Origin of the sequence: Flagellimonas hymeniacidonis, assembly GCF_008040165.1 — a bacterium.
GTDB lineage: Bacteria > Bacteroidota > Bacteroidia > Flavobacteriales > Flavobacteriaceae > Flagellimonas > Flagellimonas hymeniacidonis.
Map to the genome: position 1 here is coordinate 1022816 of NZ_VRUR01000002.1, position 25472 is coordinate 1048287.

General features: G+C 38.5%; 19 protein-coding genes. 5 read left to right on the forward strand and 14 right to left on the reverse strand.

Translation table 11 applies throughout. The annotated features are described in order from the left end of the window. The first annotated feature begins 24 nt into the window (after positions 1-24). The gene (locus tag FVB32_RS13495) at positions 25-2355 is read left to right on the forward strand and encodes an ATP-dependent helicase (protein ID WP_147744321.1); all 2331 of its coding nucleotides are present in this window, start codon (positions 25-27) and stop codon (positions 2353-2355) included. A gap of 7 nt (positions 2356-2362) precedes the next feature. On the opposite strand, the gene FVB32_RS13500 is transcribed toward FVB32_RS13495, so the two are convergent. Continuing rightward, complete coding sequence (locus FVB32_RS13500; protein ID WP_147744322.1) at positions 2363-3196, reverse strand: hypothetical protein; 834 nt, start codon at positions 3194-3196, stop codon at positions 2363-2365. 236 nt (positions 3197-3432) lie between these two features. On the opposite strand from FVB32_RS13500, the gene FVB32_RS13505 reads away from it, so the two are divergent. Next, on the forward strand, positions 3433-4053 hold the full coding sequence (locus FVB32_RS13505; protein ID WP_147744323.1) for an L-threonylcarbamoyladenylate synthase: 621 nt from the start codon (positions 3433-3435) through the stop codon (positions 4051-4053). A gap of 50 nt (positions 4054-4103) precedes the next feature. Here FVB32_RS13505 and FVB32_RS13510 read toward each other — a convergent pair whose 3' ends face one another. The 3 genes from FVB32_RS13510 to FVB32_RS13520 form a co-directional block, all read right to left on the reverse strand. Next, on the reverse strand, positions 4104-4976 hold the full coding sequence (locus tag FVB32_RS13510; RefSeq protein ID WP_147744324.1) for an OmpA family protein: 873 nt from the start codon (positions 4974-4976) through the stop codon (positions 4104-4106). Positions 4977-5070: 94 nt separating this feature from the next. Next, positions 5071-6072: a glycosyltransferase family 2 protein gene (locus FVB32_RS13515; RefSeq protein WP_147744325.1), complete on the reverse strand. Its 1002-nt coding sequence runs from the start codon at positions 6070-6072 to the stop codon at positions 5071-5073. A 12-nt stretch (positions 6073-6084) separates the two neighbouring features. Further along, complete coding sequence (locus FVB32_RS13520; protein ID WP_147744326.1) at positions 6085-6531, reverse strand: type I restriction enzyme HsdR N-terminal domain-containing protein; 447 nt, start codon at positions 6529-6531, stop codon at positions 6085-6087. A 26-nt stretch (positions 6532-6557) separates the two neighbouring features. Between FVB32_RS13520 and holA the strand changes: the two genes are divergently transcribed. Next, the gene (holA, locus tag FVB32_RS13525) at positions 6558-7559 is read left to right on the forward strand and encodes a DNA polymerase III subunit delta (RefSeq protein WP_147744327.1); all 1002 of its coding nucleotides are present in this window, start codon (positions 6558-6560) and stop codon (positions 7557-7559) included. A 3-nt stretch (positions 7560-7562) separates the two neighbouring features. On the opposite strand, the gene FVB32_RS13530 is transcribed toward holA, so the two are convergent. The 5 genes from FVB32_RS13530 to uvrA form a co-directional block, all read right to left on the reverse strand. Next, positions 7563-7940, reverse strand: coding sequence for a DoxX family protein (locus FVB32_RS13530; RefSeq protein WP_147744328.1), 378 nt, complete (start codon positions 7938-7940; stop codon positions 7563-7565). Between the two features lie 126 nt (positions 7941-8066). Next, the gene (locus FVB32_RS13535; protein ID WP_147744329.1) at positions 8067-10478 is read right to left on the reverse strand and encodes an alpha-ketoacid dehydrogenase subunit alpha/beta; all 2412 of its coding nucleotides are present in this window, start codon (positions 10476-10478) and stop codon (positions 8067-8069) included. 158 nt (positions 10479-10636) lie between these two features. Continuing rightward, positions 10637-13477: a gluzincin family metallopeptidase gene (locus FVB32_RS13540; protein WP_187269574.1), complete on the reverse strand. Its 2841-nt coding sequence runs from the start codon at positions 13475-13477 to the stop codon at positions 10637-10639. Between the two features lie 10 nt (positions 13478-13487). Beyond that, positions 13488-14174, reverse strand: a complete 687-nt coding sequence (locus FVB32_RS13545; RefSeq protein ID WP_147744330.1) for an LOG family protein — start codon at positions 14172-14174, stop codon at positions 13488-13490. A gap of 15 nt (positions 14175-14189) precedes the next feature. Further along, positions 14190-17051, reverse strand: coding sequence for an excinuclease ABC subunit UvrA (gene uvrA, locus FVB32_RS13550; protein WP_147744331.1), 2862 nt, complete (start codon positions 17049-17051; stop codon positions 14190-14192). Between the two features lie 164 nt (positions 17052-17215). On the opposite strand from uvrA, the gene FVB32_RS13555 reads away from it, so the two are divergent. After that, complete coding sequence (locus tag FVB32_RS13555; RefSeq protein WP_187269575.1) at positions 17216-18121, forward strand: nucleoside hydrolase; 906 nt, start codon at positions 17216-17218, stop codon at positions 18119-18121. 40 nt (positions 18122-18161) lie between these two features. Further along, complete coding sequence (locus FVB32_RS13560; protein WP_147744333.1) at positions 18162-18686, forward strand: hypothetical protein; 525 nt, start codon at positions 18162-18164, stop codon at positions 18684-18686. Positions 18687-18706: 20 nt separating this feature from the next. On the opposite strand, the gene FVB32_RS13565 is transcribed toward FVB32_RS13560, so the two are convergent. From FVB32_RS13565 to FVB32_RS13585, 5 genes are all read right to left on the reverse strand, one after another. Then, complete coding sequence (locus FVB32_RS13565) at positions 18707-20269, reverse strand: amidohydrolase family protein (protein WP_147744334.1); 1563 nt, start codon at positions 20267-20269, stop codon at positions 18707-18709. A gap of 231 nt (positions 20270-20500) precedes the next feature. Continuing rightward, positions 20501-21985: a mannitol dehydrogenase family protein gene (locus FVB32_RS13570; RefSeq protein ID WP_147744335.1), complete on the reverse strand. Its 1485-nt coding sequence runs from the start codon at positions 21983-21985 to the stop codon at positions 20501-20503. A 2-nt stretch (positions 21986-21987) separates the two neighbouring features. Next, positions 21988-23706, reverse strand: a complete 1719-nt coding sequence (locus tag FVB32_RS13575; protein WP_147744336.1) for a purine-cytosine permease family protein — start codon at positions 23704-23706, stop codon at positions 21988-21990. A gap of 189 nt (positions 23707-23895) precedes the next feature. Next, complete coding sequence (locus FVB32_RS13580) at positions 23896-24666, reverse strand: DNA alkylation repair protein (protein ID WP_147744337.1); 771 nt, start codon at positions 24664-24666, stop codon at positions 23896-23898. A 3-nt stretch (positions 24667-24669) separates the two neighbouring features. After that, the gene (locus tag FVB32_RS13585) at positions 24670-25446 is read right to left on the reverse strand and encodes a TIGR03915 family putative DNA repair protein (RefSeq protein WP_147744338.1); all 777 of its coding nucleotides are present in this window, start codon (positions 25444-25446) and stop codon (positions 24670-24672) included. Between the last annotated feature and the right edge of the window lie 26 nt (positions 25447-25472).

Consider the following 25472-nt stretch of genomic DNA (forward strand, 5'->3'; position numbering starts at 1 on the left):
TTACTTTTAAAAACAATAGAGCGTTTGAGTACTTTTTTAGAGGAATTAAATGATGCGCAACGGGCCCCCACACTTCATAAAGATGGTCCCTTAATGGTTATTGCTGGTGCAGGGTCCGGAAAAACACGGGTTTTGACCTATAGAATTGCTCATTTGATGGAACAAGGAGTTGATTCCTTTAATATTCTAGCGCTAACATTTACCAACAAGGCTGCTCGGGAGATGAAAAAGCGAATCGCCACAATAGTTGGAAATTCCGAGGCAAAAAATCTGTGGATGGGTACGTTTCATTCCGTTTTTGCAAAATTACTTCGTTTTGATGGGGACAAACTTGGATATCCGAGCAACTTCACCATTTATGATACCCAAGACTCCCAAAGGTTAATTGCTTCCATTATAAAAGAAATGGGCCTCGATAAGGATATTTATAAATACAAGCAAATTCAGAATAGGATATCTTCTTATAAGAACAGCTTGATTACAGTAAAAGCATATTTTCAAAACCCAGAACTCGTAGAGGCAGATGCTATGGCCAAGCGACCAAGGCTTGGGGAGATTTACCAAAACTATGTGGATCGTTGCTTTAAGGCCGGCGCTATGGACTTTGACGACCTTTTATTGCGTACCAATGAATTGCTGACCCGTTTTCCTGAGGTTTTAATGAAATATCAGGATCGGTTTCGATATATACTCGTAGATGAGTACCAAGACACCAACCACTCGCAGTATCTTATTGTAAAAGCGTTATCCGATCGTTACCAAAACATCTGTGTTGTTGGTGACGATGCACAGAGTATCTATTCCTTTAGGGGAGCCAATATCAGTAACATTCTTAATTTTCAACGGGATTATGATGATGTAGCTGTGTATCGATTAGAACAGAATTACCGATCCACAAAAAATATTGTGAATGCTGCCAATTCTATTATCGAAAAGAACAAAGACCAATTGGAAAAGGTGGTTTGGACTTCGAACGATGAAGGCAATAAGATTAAAATACACAGAAGTATAACGGATGCTGAAGAGGGCAGGTATGTAGCCGAGTCTATTTTTGAAAATAGGATGCAGCAGCAAATGGGGAATGGTGAATTTGCGGTTTTATACCGTACCAATTCCCAATCAAGAGCCATTGAAGATGCACTGAGAAAAAGGGATATTCCATATCGAATTTATGGAGGGCTCTCTTTTTATCAACGCAAGGAGATTAAGGATGTATTGGCCTATTTGCGTATGGTTATTAATCCAAAGGATGAAGAAGCTCTAAAAAGAATTGTCAACTTTCCTGCTAGGGGAATAGGGCAGACTACCATTGATAAGTTGGTGGTTGCAGCCAATCATTATGGCCGTTCTATTTTTGAGGTTATTGAGCATCTGGATAAGCTTGATCTAAAGATCAACTCGGGAACCAAGCGAAAATTGGAAGACTTTGTCACCATGATAAAGAGCTTTCAAATCATGAATGAGGGTGCTGATGCCTTCACACTTGCAGAACATGTAGCTAAAAAAACTGGCCTGCTTTTAGAATTTAAGAAAGATGGTACTCCAGAAGGTATTGGCAGAATGGAGAACATCGAGGAACTCCTAAATGGTATTAAAGATTTTGTCGAGGGGCAGAAAGAATTGGCTGATGCTACTGGGAATATATCGGAGTTTCTTGAAGATGTTGCCTTGGCAACTGACTTGGACAAGGACACAGGAGACGATGACCGTGTAGCTTTGATGACGATTCACTTGGCCAAAGGATTGGAGTTTCCGTATGTATATATTGTGGGAATGGAGGAAGATTTGTTTCCTTCGGCCATGAGCATGAATACTAGAAGTGAATTGGAAGAGGAACGCCGTTTATTTTATGTTGCATTGACCCGAGCCGAAAAACAAGCTTTTTTAACCTATACCCAAAACAGATACCGATGGGGGAAATTGATTGATGCAGAACCTAGTAGGTTTTTAGAGGAGATCGATGATCAATATGTAGAGAACCTAACTCCAGTAAATGATGGTTATCGGTACAAACCTATGATCAATGCGGATATTTTTGGTGATGTTGATAAGAGTAAATTGCGTCAAATTAAACCAAAAAATGGCAATCCACCCAGTGTTCATAAGCCCAATGAAAATCAGCTTCGCAAATTAAGAAAGTTAAAACCAGAGCTATCCTCCCCAGCGAATAATACAAATTCGATTGACCCGAATCTAGAAGAAGGGTCTTTAGTCAACCACACCCGATTTGGTAAGGGAAAAGTACTTAAAATAGAAGGTGTTGGCAATGATAAAAAGGCTGAAATCCAGTTTGAAAGAGGAGACATTAAAAAATTGCTTCTCAGATTTGCCAAACTAGAAATATTGAACAACTAAGCTGGGGTTAGTCATAACGAATTTGCGCTAAGTCACCTTGGTCTGCGATATGAATAGCCTTTAATGATTCTTTAAAATAGGTATCGGTATATTGAGTTCCGTCGAATTCCAATGCTGAGAATACGATTTTTGACCCCATAATTTCTGGAATTAAAATAAGAGAACCATCTTTTTCTATGCTTGACTTTATATGAGCTCGATGACCCAAAACAGAATATTCGGAAATTAAAGAACACTTCTGATTGGGAAATATGTTAGCCTTACTAGCTGTATTATCTGAAATGGAATATGCATCAATTCTATTACGGTAAGTAAGCTCTGTAGCTTCTTCCCAACCATCCAATATGTAAATAGGAGTTCCTTTTTCAGTCTTTAAAGTATAAATATCAGTTAAGTTAAGGGGTTCTCCATAGAGAGTAATGGGGGTTACTTTCCCATCAATGCTATATAATGCTTGGTTTCTAATGGTATGGTTTAAATTGCCCTTGGGTAAATGCCATGAAAAAACCGCTATTCTCCCATCATCTGAAGTAGCTAACAAAAAGCTTGGTTTCTTCCGAGAATAATGTTCGCTTACTTCTTCCAAAAGATTGGGAGTGTTTATACTTTCAATGATGCTTACAACTTTATCATTTAGAGCCGTTACCGCTTCAAGCGACACCGTATTTTCTGAATCAGCAGATTGTTCATTAAAAAGTTGATTTAAACTGTATACAATGTCTCTACCATTGTTGAAGCTATATTCAAGTGCATCTTTATTTGTTCCTTTTTTATTGGTGCAACCAAATAGAGTGACAATAATCCACAAAAAGGAAATTTTGAATATTGGTTTGGGTATCATGATATATCAATCAAAAAAAGGGGCTATGAAAATTTGTAGCGTAAAAGTGGTTGTTATTTTGAGTAAATCAGTATTGAAATGAATTGATGCCCTATCCCATTTGATGAATCAGCAGTTTGGGAAAACCGATGGTAGTTTGAGCTTTTATTGGATTTCAGTACTAATCAAAGATAGTTGTCAAAGAATTTTGACCATATTCTTTGTTACTTTGTGTAAAATCTAGGCAAAGAAGATCAATGGCTGAGTTTATAAAGCTTTTTGAAGAAAACCCAAACCCTAAACAGGTTGAAAGGATAGGTAATATACTTAGGAAAGGTGGTTTAATAATTTATCCTACCGATACGGTATATGGTCTAGGGTGTGATATAACAAATTCAAAAGCGCTGCAAAGGATTGCTCGTATTAAAGGCATAAAGCTGGAAAAAGCCAACTGGTCTTTTGTATGTGCTGATCTTAGCAATCTATCCGATTTTGTTAGGCAAATAGATTCTACCACGTTTAAGATTCTGAAAAGGGCCCTACCTGGTCCTTATACATTTATTTTACCTGGAAACAACAGCCTACCAAAAGATTTTAAGAGGAAGAAAACGGTAGGGATTAGGGTTCCCGACAATGAAATTGTTAAAGCTCTGGTCACTGAACTGGGAAATCCCATCGTTTCCACATCAATCTACGATGAAGACGACATCTTGGAATATACTACCGACCCTGAACTTATTTACGAAAAGTGGGAAAATCTTGTTGACGTGGTTGTTGATGGTGGCTATGGAGGAAACATAGCATCTACGGTAATAAATTTATCCGAAGGATATCCAGAAGTTGTTAGGGAAGGAAAAGGCACTCTGGATATTTTTTAATAAAAAAAAAGCGGCCATTGGCCGCTTTTCAATATTTATATATTGGTTTCTTAGTTTCCTGATCCACCAATAGCAGGATCTTTCATTCCTTCTTCTATCATGTTATAGAATTGATCAATTTTTGGAAGAACAACAATACGCGTTCTTCTGTTTTTAGCACGCTCTGCTGCCGTATCATTAGAGGCCAATGGTACATAAAAACTTCTTCCTGCTGCTGTCATACGCTCAGGAGCAACATTAAACTCATTTTGCAATGTTCTTACGATTGCCGTTGCTCTTTTGGCACTTAAATCCCAGTTATCTACCAGTACTCCACTAGAGTAGGGCACATTATCTGTATGTCCTTCTACCAAGAATTCAAAGTCTGGCTTGTTGTTAACCACTTTGGCCACTTTGCCTAAAACACTTTTGGCAGCATTGGTAATATTATAGCTTCCACTACGGAACAATAATTTATCAGAAATTGAAACAAAGACTACACCTTTCTCAACACTTACTTCAATGTCTTCATCATCCAAGTTTCCAAGAACTCCTTTTAAACTTTGAACTAAGGCAAGGTTTACAGAATCTCTTCTGGTAACCGCATCTTGTAACTTTCTGATGGTTAAATCTTTCTCTTGTAGACTTTCCAATGATTTTTCAAGATTTTCAGCACCTTTGGTTGTTAGCGTAGTCAAATTACCCATGTTGTTGATCAACTCTTGGTTATTCGCCTTCAAAAATGCGTTTTGATCTTCCAGCGTTTGCAATTTGGAAGTGGCAGATGCTTTTTCTTCTAAACAATCGTTGAGCTTAACGGTTGCCGAGTTCAATAAATCCTGGGTTTCTTTTTGTTGTGCTTCCAGTTCAGCATATTTCTTTTGTGATACGCAAGATGACAATAAAACTGCCATTGCTAATGTTCCTAGGAAAACTTTTTTCATGGTTCTGATTATAAATTATGAATTGTTAGATATCAATGCTAAAATTTGAATGCCAAAATTAGGTAAAAAGCGAAATTGGAATATTCAAGCATCGTTAATCTTTTACTAAAATGTTAAAATTCTTTACTTGATGTACGAAATGAGACCAAACAATGGATGTTGTTGAATAGTAATTTAATATAAAATTAGCTTTTTCCCTTTTTTTGTAAAGCTTTCTAAAGTTAGCATAAAAACTTAAATGTGCGCGCAGAATAGCTATACAATGACTAAACTTGAACTGAAAAATAAAACGGAGCGCCGCAATACCATCCAACAGCAATCGCATAAAAATGATGAAGAGCGCCTTTTTTCTTGGTAAGTTTTTGGTAATGGAGTAGAGCGAATTTCTAAAATTAAGGAAAGTCTTTTTTGGATTCATGTTTTCTAGAGTGGAACCTCCCAAATGATACACCTTACTTTCCCCTACATAAAATACTTTGTGTCCGGCATTTTTGGCCCTCCAACAAAGATCAATTTCTTCTTGATGGGCAAAATAGTCCTCATCAAACCCATTTAGCAATTTAAAAACATCACTTTTAATGAACATACATGCCCCTGTTGCCCAAAAAACCTCTTTGATATCATCGTATTGGCCTTCGTCTTTTTCGAGAACTTGAAATATTCTCCCTCTACAAAAAGGATACCCTAATTTATCTATAAAACCGCCTGCCGCACCAGCATATTCAAAGTACTCTTTTCGTTTTAAATCCAAAATTTTGGGTTGGATGATTCCAGCATTTGGTAAGCTGTCAAAGGCGTTTAGAATAGGGTTTAACCAATTAGGTGTTACTTCAACATCTGAGTTCAACAGACAAAACACATCAGCCTCTATATGCTTTAACCCATCATTGTACCCTTTGGCAAATCCACCATTTTCACTGTTTTCAACAATATTGATTTGCGGATAAGCATTTTTAACAAATGCTATGGAGTCATCTCCACTAGCATTGTCTACAAGATGTATACTTGCTCCACTTGAGTGGGCAATAACGGAGGGAAGAAATCTTTCTAGAAGCGCTTTTCCGTTCCAATTGAGTATGACTACGGCAACTTTCAAAACGGCAGCAAATTAACGGCTAAAATCAGGAATTTCCTTCAAAAACCGATATTTTTCCTTTTCAATGTCGGTTTCGCAGTAAAAATGGTCAATTCCATTGGTAACCATAAGATAATTGGATTTTAAAAGATAATTATATTGGGCAATCTGATCAAAGGTAGTTTGAGCAATCTTCACATCAGGTGCTTTGCACTCCACCAAAATTTGGATATTACCATTGGGTTTAAAGACGACGATGTCATAGCGCTTTTTTAACTGGTTCACCACCAATTGTTTCTCCACATTGATAAGACTTTTTGGGTATTTTTTAGTTTCCAATAGAAAATGGATAGTATGTTGGCGTACCCATTCTTCAGGCTGAAGTAACACAAATTTTTTCCGGATTACGTCAAAAATATGGAGCCTATTTTCGCTACTTTTGATTCTAAAGGAATATTTGGGAAAGTTCAATGGTTGCATTGGACAAATTTGATGATTTTTTCTGAATGGATAGAATAAAGGAAATAGTTGCTAGTATAAATGAGGGAAACCCGAAACCAGTATATTTTTTAATGGGGGACGAGCCCTATTACATCGATAAAATCTCAAAATATATTGCTGATAATATCTTGACAGAGGATGAAAAGGGGTTTAACCAAATGGTGCTCTATGGTAAGGAAACAAGCGTTGATGAAGTGGTGTCCAACGCTAAGCGATTCCCAATGATGGCTGAACATCAAGTGGTTATTGTAAAAGAAGCGCAACATCTTTCCAGAAATATAGAAAGCTTTACCGCCTATGTAGAAAATCCGCAGCCATCTACCATCCTTGTTATTTGTTATAAGTATAAGAAGCTTGACAAGCGTAAGAAGTTGTATAAGGCCATACAAAAGTCTGGCGAACTTTTTGAAAGCAAGAAACTATATGAAAATCAAGTTTCTGAGTGGATACGAAGAACGCTCAGTGGGAAAAAATATAAAATATCGCCCAAAGCTTGTATGCTATTAGTAGAGTTTTTGGGTACGGATTTAAGCAAAATTGGCAACGAACTCGACAAACTAACTTTGGTGATTCCGTCATCTGTTGAAATAACACCTGATTTAATTGAAGAGCATATCGGTATTAGTAAGGACTTCAATAATTTTGAGCTAAAAAAGGCAATAGGCGAAAGGAATATTGGCAAGATTACACGTATTGTTGATTATTTTGCTCAAAACCCAAAGGATAACCCATTTGTAGTCACTATTACTCTTTTAAATACTTTTTTCACCCAACTGCTTCAATATCATGGACTCCAAGACCATTCCCCTGGAAATGTGGCAAAGGTGTTAGGGGTTAACCCGTATTTTGTAAATGAATATACCGTTGCTGCAAAAAATTACCCAATGAAAAAGGTGAGCAAGATTATTTCAAGCTTACGAAAATTGGACCTTAAGGGTAAGGGGGTAGGAGCAAATAACTTAGCGCAAGCTGATCTTTTAAAAGAGCTTGTTACTGAGATTGTTTGAAAACTATTTTCTATCCACGCTGTATTTGCCGGGACCTAAAAGAAAGACTACAATAAAAATGGTGGCGTAAAGTAGTGCGAGCTCCTTTTTACCAAAAGGATCAGCACCATGATAAACCAAACCAGCCACCAGCATTGTAATCACAGTAGGAATAGCAGCCCACCTTGTTTTAAAACCAATGATTAATAGGATAGGGCAAATAAACTCACCAATTACGGTTAGAAATAAGCTTGGAGCTTGTCCTATACCAAGTGGATTAACAAATTCGGTGTTACCACTGATTAATTTCTGAAATTTGGGTAAACCATGGGTTAGCATAAATGCAGCAGGAACAATCCTTAAAAGGGCAAGACCTAAATGGATTAAGATATTATTTTTCATTCAAGGGGAATTTTATTTTCGTGAAAGTATAAATAATGTATTATATGATTGCAACAATAGTTTGCAAAAATGAAATTTCGGTGAGATTGATTGTACAGTGATTCTCATTTCAAAAGATGCCTGAAACTACCTCAATTTTGGAAATGAACCAGGGTCCGCTTCACGCATAATTTCATAGACTTTTTCGAAAACATCCTCGGCATTGGGTTTTGAAAAATAATCTCCATCTGAGGCATACGCGGGGCGATGGGCCTTGGCGGTAAGTGTTTGCGGTGCACTATCTAAATATTGATACCCTCCTTGTTTTTCTATAATTTCTTGCATTAAGTATGCAGAGCACCCACCTGGGACATCCTCATCTATAATCAAGAGTCTGTTGGTCTTTTTTAGACTTTTTAACAGGTCATGCTTTAAGTCAAAAGGTAAAAGGGACTGCGCATCTATTACCTCGGCATCGATACCCACTTCAACCAGCTCATGAGCCACTTTTTCTACAATTCTTAGGGTAGATCCATAGGAGAGCAAGGTAATATCTTTGCCCTCTTTCAGGGTTTCAACCACTCCAATAGGTGTACAGAACTCTCCTAAATTGGATGGTTTTTTTTCTTTTAAGCGATAACCATTTAAACTTTCTATTACCAGTGCCGGTTCATCACTTTTCATTAAAGTATTGTAAAACCCTGCTGCCTGAGTCATATTTCTAGGGACTAAAATATACATTCCACGAAGTAGATGTATTAAGCCACCCATTGGTGATCCTGAATGCCATATTCCTTCCAACCTGTGTCCACGAGTTCTAACAATTAGTGGAGCCTTTTGCTTACCAACAGTGCGGTACAAGAGCGTAGCCAAATCATCACTTAAGGTTTGTAAACCATAGAGGATGTAATCCAAATATTGAATTTCCGCAATGGGTCTTAATCCTCGTAGCGCAAGCCCAATTCCCTGACCTATAATCGTAGTCTCCCTAATTCCTGTATCAGAAATCCGTAAGGAACCATACTTTTTCTGCAACCCTTCCAAACCTTGATTTACATCACCAATGTTACCCGTATCCTCGCCAAAAACCATAGCTTCTGGGTACTTTTCGAAAAGTGCATCAAAATTATCCCTAAGGATTACCCTTCCATCAACCTCTTCTATAGTATCTGCGTAAAAAGGTTCCAAAGACTCAAGCTTTGTAGCATTGGTAGGGAGTTCGCTGTAGAGATGAGAACTGTACTTTGGATATGTGGTATCTAAAAATGCCGCAATCCATTTTTGTAGTTCTTGTTTTTCCTGAGTTGTCTCTCCCAATAGGTATCGTAGTGCAGTTCTTGCCTTTGATGCCAAATCCTTTTTTAAGGGCTCTTCAATGGCAATAAGGTCATTTTTTACTTTTGATATAAATGTACGGTTCGGGCTTTTAGATGCCGCTCCTTCAAGGAGGCTTACAAGCTGCTTTTTTGCATCTATATGTGGTTTTAAAAACTCTGCCCAAGCCTCTTTTTTAGCCGCTCTAACTTTCTGTTTTATTTCTCTTTCAAGATTTTTTAGTTCTTGTTCCGTTGAAATGCCATTTTCAATGACCCATTCCCTAAAACGTTTGTTACAATCATTGTCACGCTCCCATTCTAAACGCTCTTCAGATTTATACCGTTCATGAGACCCTGATGTGGAGTGTCCTTGTGGTTGCGTAAGTTCGGTGACGTGTATTAATACCGGAATATGGTTTTCCCTTGCAATATCCGAAGCATTCTCAAAGGCATGAATAAGAGCAGTGTAGTCCCATCCCTTAACTTTTAATATTTCGTAACCATCATTGTCTTCATCTCGTTGAAGGCCCTTTAAGACCTCAGAGATATCACCTTTAGTCGTATGAAATTCCGCAGGAACTGAAATGCCATACGCATCATCCCAAACACACATGACCATAGGCACTTGCATAACCCCGGCAGCATTAAGCGTCTCGAAAAAATGTCCTTCACTAGTACTTGCGTTTCCAATAGTACCCCAAGCAACCTCGTTTCCATTATCAGAGAAGTTCGTTTGGCCTAATCCGTCAAGGTTTCTATATATTTTGGATGCTTGTGCCAAGCCCAACAAACGTGGCATTTGACCAGCAGTACACGAAATATCAGCGCTGCTATTTTTCTGTTTCGTTAGGTTTTTCCATGTACCATCCTCATTAAGGCTATGGGTTACAAAATGACCTCCCATTTGTCTCCCGGCACTCATGGGTTCTTTTTCTATATCAGTGGTAGCGTAAAGCCCATGAAAAAATTCCTTAGGACCCATAAGGTCCAAAGCCATCATAAAGGTTTGATCGCGATAATAACCGCTTCTAAAATCTCCATCTTGAAAAGCACGGGCCATGGCAAGTTGTGGAAGTTCCTTACCATCTCCAAAGATTCCGAATTTGGCTTTACCAGACAATACCTCTCGTCTTCCTAGGAGACTACATTCCCTACTGGTTACTGCAACTTCATAGTCTTTAAGGATTTGTGATTGAAAATCATTAAATGAAATGTCGTTACTTGTATGGGAATCTGGCTTCATAAACGGTTGCAAATTTCTGCAAATTTACAAAAATAAGGACGAAAAAGCAATGGGTCACCCTGTTAATAAAGTAACAATTTTGCAAAAAATATTTATAAAAATGAAGAATTATTTAATTCGAACTATATGAAAAGCTGTTTTATTGAGAATATATCAAACTAAAACCATTTTCTGGTAAAAAGGCGTATTAACGTTTTTGGACTCAATGTTACTACAAATCGAATACGTTCGCCATAATTAGGCTGGGCGATTTCATATCCATTATTGGAGTATACCGGGAAGTATAGTTCGAAGAAATCCGTGACGAAATTTAAACGCACTCCAGAATCGTATTTAAACCTTGCATTTTCACCACGATTTTTAATAGCACCGATATCACCATATAATTCGATCCACTGCCATACGTTAAAGCTAAGATTGCCGGTTACAATCCAATCGTTTCCGAAGCGATCATCAAAAATAGACTTAAAACCACCTTCCGATAGAATGAACTGCTGACTGGTAAGGCCTGAGGCATTTTGAGACCTGTTCAAATAGTTTAGATCAAAAAGATAATCTGTGGGACGGTCCAATGCAAAGCTAAAAAAGTCGGAGTCGGTGGCATTGCTGATAAATTTTCCTGCATAGAGCCTTAGATTCAATTGCCGGTTATTATCGAACAGGGTCCGTTGTTCCCATTCGAAGGACAGTTTTGAAAAATTTCCTGACACTTGACCATCGAGTACCCAAGATCTGTACCTGAGAATATTATTGTCAACATCACCATAACGAACATTGAATACGCTAAAATCAGGCTCCGTATCAATTTGATCAATAATACCTTCATCAATGTTTCTGAATACATTTCTAAGTCTTACGAATAAGAATTGTCTGCGATTTGAAATGAAATCATTGGGTCGCCAAATAAAATTGACGGCCGGGGTAATTGTTGTAAATCGAGAATTTATGTCAAAAAAGGCACTGCTGGCACTCATGGTATAATTGATGGAGTTCAATTTGCCCTTATCGAAAAAATCACGTATTCTAAAACCAACACTTCCTACTAAGGATTTTTCTTTCATCGAATATCTTGGTTTGATATCAAAAGAGAAAGGTTGATTGATAATTGGTCTATTGTTCAAGCTGATACCGGCAGAAAGGCCATTATTGACATCAAACTTAAATTCGGGCACATAAAACAATTGATTGTAATATGGATTCTCAATATCCTTTAAAAAACGAAGCTGCAATTTTTTATTACTGGAGAAAAAACCATTTAGACTTTTCCAGTTATTTCTCTGGTTTACTTCGGGAATCTTTTTATCGTAATTTAAAACCAATCTGGTTTCATTATTTCTTGGTATCGTAAACGTACGTGAAGTATCAATATCTTTAAACCAATACTTCGATACCACTGAATCTTTTTGAAGTCCAAATAGGGATATTGGAACATTAGAACCGGTTCTATTTTTAATAGTAAATGAAATGGAATCTTCAGTCTTGGTTACTTTCCTTATTTTAAAATCGATGTTGGTTCTAAGTGCAACATATTCATCAAAAAACCAACTAATATCTTTTGTCGACTTTTTTCTCAACATCGTCTCTAGCGTTTTGGCCTTTAGATTAGGGTGTAGCTTAAACTGGTCATAGAACTCCAGAATGGTACTGTCAATTTTGTCATAACCAATGTACTCGCCCAAGTATGCCATGCCCAGACCGGCCTTGTAACTATTTGCTATTCTTTGATTGAATCGTGTTAGGGAATCGCTAGGTGTAGCTAATGCCTGATGGTCATTTCTTCGCACAGATAACATCTGTAACAGGTAGTACTGTTCGTTGAAGTCGGTTTTGGCGAGGTTATAAGAGCGAAAACCCCATAAGCGTGATAGTTTTCCTGTAAGTTTTTGATCAGGGTAATACTCGTCAACATATTTGATCAACAAATAATAAACAATACCATCCATAACCCATTTTTCCTTGCGCTCATCTAAAAACAATGTTTCTTTTAGGATGCTGTTTAGGGCCGTTTTAAGGAACTTCATTTCAAACTGAAACTGTTCTCTATAGGGTCGTATAAAATTCGGTAACTGATTGATTCCATATAGCGGGCTTCTGTTATAATCCACTTCAGCCACCAAAAGGTTTTTATGTGGGTATTCTCCCAAATTGTCTCTGATGAACTTAGCAATTTTATTTATCGAGATTCCTTGGGAGATTTCATCATACTTGGAAGTTTCGATATCGGAAGTAACGGTTAAATAATTTGTTATGTGTGTAGTGAAATCCTTTAAGGGTGTGAGCAGGATTTGGCTGTTTTTTTGTTGTTTTCCAATTAAATGTGCTTCGTTTCCAATTGAAAAATCAGTATTTGAATTCACTTCGAAGTTAGTAGCCAAATGCAATCCTTTGGGATAAGTGATACGTATTTCAGTATTTGTGACATCGGTAATTTGATCGTTCAAATCTTTATTGGAGTATAGATGCCATTTATCATCAAAAACGGCTGGTGTAAGATACCAATCACGTAAATAATAACCTCTTCTGTAACCGTGACCATAATCCGTATATCGGCTACTTGGCAAATCAACTTGATAAGTTAAAAAGAGTTCTGCTGATGCTCCGGGTTCCAGGGGTTTGTTGAGCATTACCTTGATGATGTCAATAGCTCTAGTTCTTTCCCATTTTACTCCTCTATAGTCACTATCGACAATGCTTGTTATCCTGGTAAACCCTCTATTTTTATCATTTGCAAGATGGAGACTCTTGTTGAACTCTTCACCAAACTTTTTTGCCAAAGCCGTTTTTTTACTGGAATATGCATGGTTCCAATCATTGAAATAAAGGGTGAGAAGGCCACGGTTAGAGTCATTAACATAAGTAAACTTCTGTCTTATCTCAATTTGCTTCGTAGTTCCATTAAGCGTAGCACTTATTTCATTTTTATGCTGACCATAAGCGATTAAGCCCAGCAAGAAAAGAGGTGTAAGTAAAATTCGCCTAAATGAAAGAATGCTAATCAAGGTCAGTGGGTTAGAAATTCGGGCTTAAGTCACGGCCTTTGTAAAAGGCATCAATAATGTGAACCACTTCATCTTCAGTATCTACTATTTTTATAAGATCTAGATCCTTGGGGCTGATATTACCGGCTGCTAACATAGTATCTTTAATCCAGTCAATAAGTCCACTCCAAAACTCGGTCCCCACGAGTATAATTGGGAACGTATGTATTTTGTTGGTTTGTATTAGCGTAATCGCTTCAAAAAGTTCATCCAAGGTTCCAAACCCTCCGGGCATGACCACGAATCCTTGGGAGTATTTAACAAACATGACCTTTCGTACAAAGAAATAGTCGAAATCCAAGCTTTTATCCCTGTCTATATATGGATTGTCATGCTGCTCAAATGGAAGCTCAATATTAAGTCCAACGGAAGTACCTCCTGCTAAATGCGCTCCTTTATTTCCTGCTTCCATAATTCCAGGGCCACCTCCTGTAATAATTCCATAACCTGCATCTGCTACACTTTTAGCCACTTTAACGGCAAGTTCATAATAAGGCTCACCGGGTTTTATACGAGCTGAACCAAAAATGGAAACGCATGGTCCAATAGCACTCATTTTTTCGAAGCCACTAACAAATTCTCCCATGATTTTGAATATGGCCCAGGAGTCATTTGTTTTTATTTCATTCCATCCTTTGTGATGTTGTTCTTTCCGCATGTGTGTACTTTTTTATTAAACTGCCGACGCAATTTTGCGTTTGGCACTGTCCAGCTCCTTTTTCAAAAACTTAGCTGTGTAACTTTTATTGTCTTTGGCAACCTGTTCTGGCGTTCCTTTTGCTACAATCATACCGCCGCCTCGGCCACCTTCATATCCTATATCAATAATATGGTCCATCATTTTAATGACATCCATATTATGCTCAATAACCAAAATGGTATTCCCTTTGTCCACCAATTGATTCAAAACTTCCATGAGTACTCGAATATCCTCAAAATGAAGACCTGTTGTGGGCTCATCAAGAATGTAAAAGGTGTTTCCAGTATCTCTTTTAGAGAGTTCTGTAGCCAACTTTACCCGCTGTGCTTCTCCACCAGATAATGTTGTGGACTGTTGTCCCAATGAGATGTACCCCAACCCGACATCTTTTATGGTCTTCAGCTTTCTATGGATTTTTGGAATATTTTCGAAAAAATCAACAGCTTCATTAATAGTCATTTCCAAAACATCGGCAATTGATTTTCCTTTATACCTGATTTCTAGAGTTTCTCTATTAAAACGTTTACCATTACAAGTTTCGCATTCCACATAGACATCGGGTAAAAAATTCATTTCAATAACCTTAAGACCACCGCCTTGACATGTTTCGCACCGCCCTCCAGCAACATTAAAGCTAAATCGCCCAGGTTTGTACCCACGTATAGTAGATTCTGTGGTTTTTGCAAATAAGGCTCTAATTTCACTAAAAGTGCCTGTATACGTTGCGGGATTGGAACGTGGCGTTCGCCCAATAGGGGATTGATTGATATCAATAACCTTATCCGCATGGTCCAATCCAGTTATTTTTTTATAGGGCATTGGCTTTTTGACCCCATTAAAATAATGGGCGTTCATAATAGGATAGAGTGTTTCATTGATTAAGGTAGATTTACCGCTACCTGAAACCCCGGTTACACCGATAAGCTTACCCAATGGAAATTCTGCAGTAACATTTTTTAAGTTATTCCCCGTACAACCAGTAAGCACAATCTTTTTTCCAGTTCCTTTTCTTCGGTTAGCAGGCACTTGGATTTCCCGTTCTCCAGTAATATACTCCGCCGTAAGTGTATGGTGTTTTCTTAAGTCTTCTGGTTTTCCTTCCGAAATAATTTCTCCACCGTGTCTACCTGCCTTGGGGCCTATATCAATAACATGGTCTGCATGCTCAATCATGTCCCGATCATGCTCCACCACAATAACAGAATTCCCAATATCTCTAAGGGATATTAAGGAATTGATTAAACGTTCATTATCCCGTTGATGTAAACCTATACTTGGTTCATCTAAAATATAGAGCACTCCAACCAATTGTGAACCTATCTGGGTAGCAAGTCTAATACGCTGTGCCTCGCCCCCTGACAAGGATTTTGAACTTCTATTTAGTGATAGATAATCCAAACCTACATCCAATAGAAATTGAATTCTAGTTCTAATTTCTTTGACTATTTCTTCAGCGATTTTCTTTTGGTTCCCTTCTAAGGTATGCTCTAACGCTTGAAAGAAAGCAGCCAATTCTGCAATATCCAGCTGAGCTAATTCTGCAATATTCTTTTCTCCAATCTTAAAATAGAGCGATTCTTTTCGCAATCTTGACCCGTTACAGTTGGAGCATACCACCTTATCCATATAATCTTTGGCCCAACGCTTTATGGAGGTTGAATTGGCTTCTTCAAACTGAGTTTTTATAAAGTTGGAGATTCCTTCATAGTCAATTTTGTATTGTCTTTTTACCCCTAAAGTTTTTGAGTCAATCTCAAAACTGTCGTTTCCGCCATTAAGAATGACATCCATGGCTTCTGTTGGAATTTTTTCCAAGGCATCTGTAAGCTCAAAGTTATAGCGTTGCGCTATGGTTTCCAGTTGTTTAAAGGCCCAGGATTTTTTGTATTCGCCTAGAGGAGCAATACCACCTGCTTTAATGGACAGCTTTTTATCTGGAAATATTTTCTGTTCGTTTACTTCGTAAACGTGTCCAAGACCATTACATTTTGGGCACATCCCTTTAGGGGAATTGAAAGAAAAAGTGTTGGGTTCTGGAGTGGGGTAGGAGATGCCCGTAGAAGGGCACATAAGGTCTCTACTAAAGTATCTCGGTATTTTTTCGCCCTCTTCCAAAACCATGAGCACATTATCTCCGCTATACATGGCCGTATTGATGGTCTCATTAAGGCGTTTATGAAAACCCTCGCTCTCCACAACTTTTAAGCGATCTATGACAATTTCAATATCGTGGGTTTTGTAGCGATCCACCTTCATTCCCTTAGTGATGTCCAAAATTTCGCCATCAACTCTGACTTTTACAAAACCTTGTTTTCCAATTTGTTCAAACAACTCGCGGTAGTGGCCCTTTCTGGATTTCACCACAGGGGCTAAAACATTTATTTTCTTATCCCTGTAGGAATCAATGATTAAACTTTTGATTTGTTCATCGCTATAGCTCACCATTTTTTCCCCAGTATTGTAACTGTATGCATCACCCGCTCTTGCAAAAAGTAATCGGAGAAAATCATAGACTTCGGTGATGGTTCCAACCGTAGAGCGTGGAGATTTTGATGTTGTTTTTTGCTCAATGGCAATGACCGGGGAAAGCCCGTCTATTTTATCTACATCTGGACGTTCCAATCCCCCTAAGAATTGCCTTGCATAGGCAGAGAAGGTTTCAATGTATCGTCGTTGACCTTCAGCATATATGGTATCAAAAGCTAAAGAAGACTTTCCGCTACCGGATAAGCCGGTAATGACAACCAATTTTTCCCGAGGAATGGTAACATCTATGTTTTTTAAGTTGTGAACTCTTGCCCCGCGGACTTCAATATTTTCTTCGTAGTTGATCATAGCACAAGATGCTAATGTAAACAATTGAGCAGTAAAAAAGAAACGGGAATAGGTTTAATAATGATGTATTGTAAGCCTTATTTCTTTAGAAATTCTGAATAGACGAATCATGTTTTATTTGGCCACTATTTCTCATTCAATTATATTGTTGTAAAACCATGAATATGTACGTAAAATCAATAAATATTGGTGTTTTGAATATTGTTTTGGGATGTTTTGCGTTCCTTTCCTTTTTACAACTATCGGCTCAAAGGGACATCATCATAGATGCGGACACTGGTAATGAAGTAGATGATTTTTATGCTCTTGCTCGAATTCTGTTGGAGCCGACGGTCAATATTACTGCTTTAAACGCCGCGCATTGGCAAACCAGTCATTGGGCCATTGAAAATACTATGGAGAATAGCCATCGCCTTAATCAGCAATTATTGGGAGAAATGGGATTGTCGCTAAAAACAAATCGTGGTGCTATGGCACGTATGTATGACTGGGGTGATCGGGCTCAACATTCAGCGGCGGCTTATGAGATCATAAAACAAGCTAAAGCAAATGAAAATGTTACTATTTTGGTGCTAGGTGCTTTAACCAATGTAGCTTCAGCGGTATATATTGAACCTGCCATTGCAGAAAAGATTGAAGTGTTTTGGCTAGGAACAACTATGGATTTTGAAAAAGGGGTTTTAAAACGAGATGATTTCAACCCTTTAATGGACCCTTATGCTTTGGATTATTTGTTAAACTCTAAGGTTGTCATGAACATTATGCCAGTTAGCGTTGCAGTAAAGATGGAAATTGGTTTTGATACGTTAAACAACAAGATTGGTAGTCATTTCCTTGGCAAGTTTCTTATGAATCGCTGGACAACGCACTTGGATGGTTCACGAAAGAGTAGAGTGTTATGGGACTTGGCATTGATTACCGCTTTTATACACCCAGAATTGGCTACCGCAAAACAGATTATGACTTCAAAAGATAGTGGTAACCGAGAAATAATGTTCTATACTCAAATAGATGCCGACGCGATATATGAAGATTTTTATAAAACCCTATTGGCTTTTGAAAAAGAGTAAACTATTTTTAGGCTTTAAATAAAAAGAATAGTAGTTAGGCATGAAATTATTAGGAATAGGATCTCGTATTGATCATCCAGAATATGGAAAAGGGGTAGTTACAAATGTTTCTTCCAAGCATTATTGGGTTACTTTTTTAGAAAATGGATTGGAAACTATCGATATTGATTCTGAATTTGAAGTGATTGAAGGGGTAGAAGACGAAGTGGATAGTGTTAGTTTTTTTGATGTGGAACGTTCCTTGGTCTCCATTCTCCAGAAATGGAGCGATGCTTCTGAAAAAGTGGCCTTGGCGGATAAATGGCGTGGAGGGAAACTTATTTTAGAACCGGGCGATGATTTAGCCAATAAAGAAATGCCCATTGACACCTTTTTTCATAAGATTGTGATGGTACGCGATCGCATTCGGGTGATGGAACAGAAAATCAATAGTAGTAAAAACCTCGATGACCAAGAAAAGGTGGACTTACAACAATACATTACCCGCATTTATGGAAGTTTAACCACCTTTAATGTATTGTTTAAAAATAAGAGTGACCAGTTTGTTGGGGAGCGAAGTAGGTGATTTCTATTTATGTTTTCTAATTAATCCGCAAATTGTTTTCGTATCAAAGGACTTCCTAGCAGACTAAAAATGAATTTTACATTCATATGAAATGAGGAGGCCAAAGAGGCGATATCTTCCTTGTATGCTTCCAGTGCTTCTTGATTGTAATAGACGCCATTTAAAATTACTCCTGAAATTGAAGTGGTGTTTTCAATTTTCTCCAGTGGATTTCTTTCAAGAATTACCAGGTCTGCAATTTTACCTTTCTCAACGCTTCCAAGCTCATTTTCCACATGGCTATAGGTTGCGGGAATAATGGTAGATGCCCTCAATGCTTCTAAATTGGACAGACCGCATACAGTAAGTTCTTCAATTTCTGTGTGAAGCGCAAAACCTGGAAAAGCATAAGAATCTGTAACATCAGTTCCTGTCATAATGGGAACCCCTTTTTTGTGTGCCATACCAATTTGAAATTTGGCAGATTCATATAACTTCATGTTTATTCCTCTTCCTTCATTCGATTTATTGTATTCTGCAGCCCTTCCAACATCTGGATTCCACCATAGTTTTTTTCTAAGTGTGGGGATATATTTAAGATTGGGGTTTTCTATGTAATTCTGGTCATTGGCAAATGCAGATATTTTCAACATTTGTATGGTAGGAACCCAGTGTGTATTTCTTTCTTGCATTAAATCCATCAAGCGCTCTGCTTTTATGGTATCAAAATTTTCGCTCATAGATTTTTTGGACTCGTAGTACATGGCTTTTTTATCCTTTGCGATCAATAGCTTGTCCGCATTAGGAAAACAATCGAACATAAATACTCTTCCATGTTCAAAACTACGTTGTCCTAAACCAATGGCCTCCTCCAAGGAAACCCCCAAAGGTTTGTGCCCAGCGATATGCATACCATATTTTGGTGCTTCTTTTGCAATTTGTTTGTATGATGCAACCGGGATGTCTGAGTATACTTTAATAAAGTCGACACCTTCTTTTTGATAATACTCTAATAGCAAAGGCACATCCTTTACATCCTCCACACTAAAAAACTTGGGATAACCTGAGGGAACCGAATTGTCACCATTTATTTGATAGCTGCTCTGCAGAACATACCGAGGAGTAACTTGCTCATGATTTTCCAGTTTTTGATTCCAGCTGAGCCTGTCTTGGGTACCAGCCCAATAGCTGTCTTCCTTGCCCATTTGCCCTGATAGATCCCTTATGGAAGTGACACCATTTGCAATGTATAACGGATGATGTAACCATTTGGAATGTTGCGTTGAATGTGTGTGCATATCCCAAAGCCCGGGAATAAGATATTTTCCGTGACCGTCTATGGTAAAATGGTCTGCATCGTTTTTATCTGTTGGTAGGCTGTCTATAGCCTGGATTCTGTTCCCTACTATCCAGACATTTCTATTTTTTAGGATATCGCCAGTATGTACATCAATTATATTGATATCCTTTATAAGGATGCTTTTGTGTTTTTCTGGCAAGGCTATTTCCGGCATTGGCCATAGCAGTCCTGCGATGATAAAAAGTCCAAACACCACAAATGAAATCAGTACAAATTTTAAAGTTTTAAAAACTTTCCTCTTCATCCTTAAGTTTTAGAAGTTCTTAAGAGATGACGATGCTGTATTGATTATGTTACCCGATTTAAAGAAAATAATAAAATGAAGTAAGTGATTTTAAGCTTTGGAGTAGCATTTTAAAATCATAGCGACGCAGACAAAAATAATACAGTAGGTTTCGCTATCGGTTGGGCTATAATTTATTGTTGTGTTTTTTCAATTGATTATTTTTTTAATATAAAACCCGACTAATTACTTTTAAATCATGCTATGCATCATTTTTTTGATGTCGCCGGCTTCATACAACTGTTGTAGCATTGCACAATATACCTTTGTAAAACGTTCGTTTTTTGCAAGTCCACCAAACAGCGATTCTAGTTGAACAAATGCCAACATATTGTTGGCAGTTTCTTTGGCAGCATCATGCAGTTTGCCTTGCATAGCATCTATAATCTCTAAAGGCTGCCCATTTTGGTCTACTTCCTTATCGCTGTAATAACACCAGGCTGCAATGACCAAGGTGGCGAGTTTGATGCTTCCGCCTATGGCTAAATTTTCATGAATTGTGGCTATCAAAAATTTGGGTAATTTGGCCGAGCTTTCTGAGCAAATGCGGCTGACGCTGTCTTTGATATTGGGGTTTGCAAAACGTGTAAGCAGGCTGTCTTTGTAGTCCATCAAATCAATGCCTTCAATGTTTCCTAAAATGGGTGTGGCTTCTGTATCCAGAAAGGTACGTAAATACCTTTTGAAGACTTTGTCTTCTATACAGGCATTGATGGTTGGGTGGCCGTGAATGGCTCCTAAAAGCCCCAAGACCGAATGACCGGCATTGAGGAGACGTAGTTTCATTTTCTCATAGGGCCCTACATCAGGCACGAATTGTACGCCTACTTTTTCAAAGGCAGGTCGTCCATTCGAGAATTTATCTTCTATTACCCACTGTATAAAAGGTTCACATGTCACAGGCCAAGCATCGTCGACACCATAGCTTTGAGCTAGGCTGTCGATATCTGCCTTGACTGTTACTGGTGTAATACGGTCAACCATGCTATTGGGAAAGCAGACTTCTTGGGCTATCCATTTTGCCAAGTCCGGGTCTTGTACTTCTGCAAAGGCGAGTAGCATCTTACGCGTCATGTCTCCGTTATGCTCAATATTATCACAAGACAGTACCGTAAAAGCTGGTAAAGCTGCATCGCGACGTCTTTTTAGAGCTGCGGTTAGAAATCCGTAAACGGTTATTGGGTCCTGTGGGTGTCGTAGCTCGTGTTGTATGTCTGGGTTGTCAAAATTAAATTCTCCCGTTGTTGGGTTAAAATTATAGCCTCCTTCGGTAATCGTTAGTGATACTATGCGCGTATCTTTATGTGCCATGCGGGAGATTACAGGTTCGGGGTCTGTGGTGCCCATTTTGAAATCAACTATCGACCCCATGATTTCGGATTCAATTTTTCCGTCTGGGTGTTTGACCATAAGCGTGTAGAGATGGTCTTGTGCTTTTAAAATGTCGCTTAGTTTGGTATCCGACTCACGTAAACCGATTCCGCAGATTCCCCACTCTGAGGCTTCTCCCAGTTGTCTAAGTTGGTGCAAATAATACGCTTGATGTGCTCTTTGAAATCCGCCAACACCAATGTGTACGATTCCGATATTAGTAGCAGAGCGATTATACTTTGGTACAGGAAGACGGCTTCCAAGTTCTTGTAACTTATCCTGGTTTAGATGTATTGTTGTTTTCATGCCTATGCAGCTGTGTTTAATTTTTTACGTTTGAGCGCCCAATAGGCTAGCACGAAATAAATGATAGTACAGATGAAAGCATAGGTATAAAAGAGTTCCCGATTTTCGATATAATTTGATTCTGTAGCACTACCGAACATTACATTACAGGCCAAAACCAAAGTGGCTACCAAGGCCGAAATGGCTATGAATTTTAATCCTTTAGAGAATAAAGAAACATCCTTTGAAACAACAGCCTCGTTCTTTGCCTGCTCCTCTTGAAAACGTGCAATGGCTTCCTGTTGACGATCCTCTTCTTTTGCTTCCTCCACGTAGCTCTCTTTTGCCCCATATTTAGATGCAAGCAAAGTATACACCAAAATGGTAAAAAACCAAGTAGGGATAAACAGATAATAAAAGGAAATCACATCTAAGAAATTCAACCCAAAACCAAAGACTAAGCCCAAGCCCCATGTCGCAACGGCAGGCATACTAAAAGTTAGCTTGCGGTAGGAAGACCAGTAGCGCGTATAGCCAATGCGAGGGAAAATCTGATGTTCTGCAAATACAATCGCCCCAACAGGTACTACCAGCAAACCTGCGTAGGTTAGTAGCGGTAACATTTGTGAAAATACAAAGGGGAAACATGCGATGGCCACAGTGACCAAACCGACAATCATCGTCGTTTTCTTTCGAGAATGCTTGTTAAAAATAGCTTGTGCCGCCAAACCTGCTCGATACAGATTGGTAATTGCGGTCGTCCAACCTGCAACAATTACAATCACAAAACCTGACCAACCTAGAGCATAATAGGCCACATCACCTGGATCTAATTCTACGATAGATTTTCCTAAAATAACTGCGGCACCTGCACCCATGATTCCGGCAGCTATCCATGCTACATAATGACCGAACATCATACCTGTACTGGTAGCATAACCATAGTTTTTCTTTTTTGCAAAACGTAGAAGTGCCATATCAATCAATCCGAAATGGGTAATGGTATTAGCAGCCCAACCAAAGCCGATAACTTCGACTAATCCGATTCCTGGAGCACCATCGCTGTTGATTCCTGTCCAGATACTCTGGTCGCCGAGGGTCATAAAATCGGCCCATCCGGCTGGTAAAGTTTTATCTAATACATCTAAAGATAGGGCAGGGAGCAGCACCATAGCGCCACTTGTAAACATTACAAACAACCAAGGTGCACAGATGCCTGAGAATTCAGAAACGGCATTGAAACCATAAATCGCAATAGACACCACAAAGATTCCAACAGCCAATACAATCAATATAAACCATGCATTGGTGGGGTACCAATTGAGTTGCGCAGGAATATTAAAGGCAAACCGAACCGCTGTGGATGAGACCGTTATCATCGCCGCTGAAATCACCGAAAAGATGATGACATTGGCCCAATTGTACAGCTTGGTCATTGAATCGCCAGCAATCTTATTCAGATAGGTATAGAGGCTTAAGCGGGTATCGACGGCAATAGGGGAAGTGATGAACCTCCAACTCAATACGGCTAGAATATTACCAATCAGAAGACCGAGGATGATGTCCATCGTCTTTGCGCCAAGCGCCACAAAGGTCGCCCCAATCACAAACTCTGTTGCTGCAACATGCTCGGCAGCGTAGAGGCCCGCAAAATGAGTCCAATCGTGTAATTTGTGTTTGGCTACTGGTAATTGTTCTTCATCTAGATTTTCAAATTGTTTAAAGTTTGTCTTTTCCTGCATGCTTGTTTGGTTAATTGTATAAGGATGAGCTTATGGAATAGTATTTAGTCATAAATACATCACAACAGTATTAGCTATGAGGAGTTTTAATTCCTCTTTAGCGAAAGATAATGAAGTTCATGGATTTTTTTTCAGAATCAAGCGGTTATACGGTAGGTTATTGCTTATTTTTTAACAATAACTACGCTGTTATTTTATGATTCCTAAGGCCCAAGCATTTTTTGCCTTTACCAAATTTCGCAAGGCATGTTTTATAATCCACTTTCTTGCTTTCGTGGCACTTGGAGCCCAACGTTCCACGAGTGCTTTAGCAATATCAGGATTATCTTTTAAAATATCATTAATGCAATTGGCCACAGAGGTTTGCACATATTTGCTTGGGTCATCTTTTAAGTTTTCCAAAATGGGTAGGATAGGAGCGGGGTCTTTAATAAAGAGATCTAGTTTGCTAGCCCAGGGCAGTCTGGGCCGTACCCCTTCGCTACTCAACCTGCGCACATGCTTGTTTTTATTTTTGGACCATTCTTCCATTACTTTTAGGGTCCGTTCTGGGTATATTTCTAAAAAGGGGCGAATGGTATATTCCCCGGTATTTCGTTTGGTAATTTCTTGAATGGCATTCATGGAAAGGTCAAAATGCTCCAAGCCATATTTTTCTACATACTTGGCTATGGGCATGATCCAATAATATTCTTTAAACATGCCCGTTTCCTTTTCGTTTTCGGGGCCTAAAATTTTTACTAATTGGGAGATAGCAATGGTGTAATCGTCCGAAAGATGTTCTTTTAAAGCATCCGCAATCCATGCTACACGATCTTTAAGTTCTAGATCATCTACCTTATCGGTTACTGTTTGCACAAAGGAACTTTTGTTAAATGCAACCCCTTGTTCCATGAGTTTGTCCGCCAACAGATTTGCCAAATCTGCATCAAACCAAAGTTTTAATTGTTTAAAGGCCATTGTCTATGCCGTTTCTTTCTTTTCACTAAGATACTTCCAATACCGTTTTGGGACATGTTGTGTGTGCAATTTTCTGTTGATTCGGGATTTGATATTGGTACTTTTAAAATAATCGTTCCATAAAGTTTGGTAATCATATTCCTCATTTAAAAAGGCATCACTTTTATGGATTTTATTAAAGTGAACTTCTTTTAAGTTGAGGGAGATTAACTCCACATGTTCCAGATTATAATAAATCCCATATTTACGCTTTACATCATAGATCAACCATTGTTGGTCCGCATACCTGCTTCTAAAGTGTTTTGAGATCAATGGCAAGACATCGAAGTCAGGCTCAATATTGGCAAAATAGATGTCATCCTTGGTCAATTGAAACCGTACAAAGGCTTCCATTCTGTGTTTTTCCCTGCCTACGGAACGTGCCAATTGGCTAATGCGAAGTACAATGCCATCTGAATAATCCATTTGTTTAGGCCCTTTGGTGGCCATCAGTTTTTGGATGTACGTGTATAGCATAAGTTCTATGCCGTCCGTCTCGCTTAAAAACGCAAAATAGACATTGGTTATGGCATTATGGCTTGTATTGCGAATACCATTCCATACGCGCTTGGCCTTTTCCACATTGGTGAAAACCGTTTCTGTTTCGGAAAAGAGTCCGTTTTGGCCTTGGGTGTTGCGTTGAATATCCATTACCTCTATTCTTTCTTCAAAGGCGACAAAGACAGTGGTAAGAAAGCCGTTAAAGCTTCCGTCGTAAATTAGGGTTTTTGATGGATTCATAATCTGCTCTTTTTTGATGTTTTGTT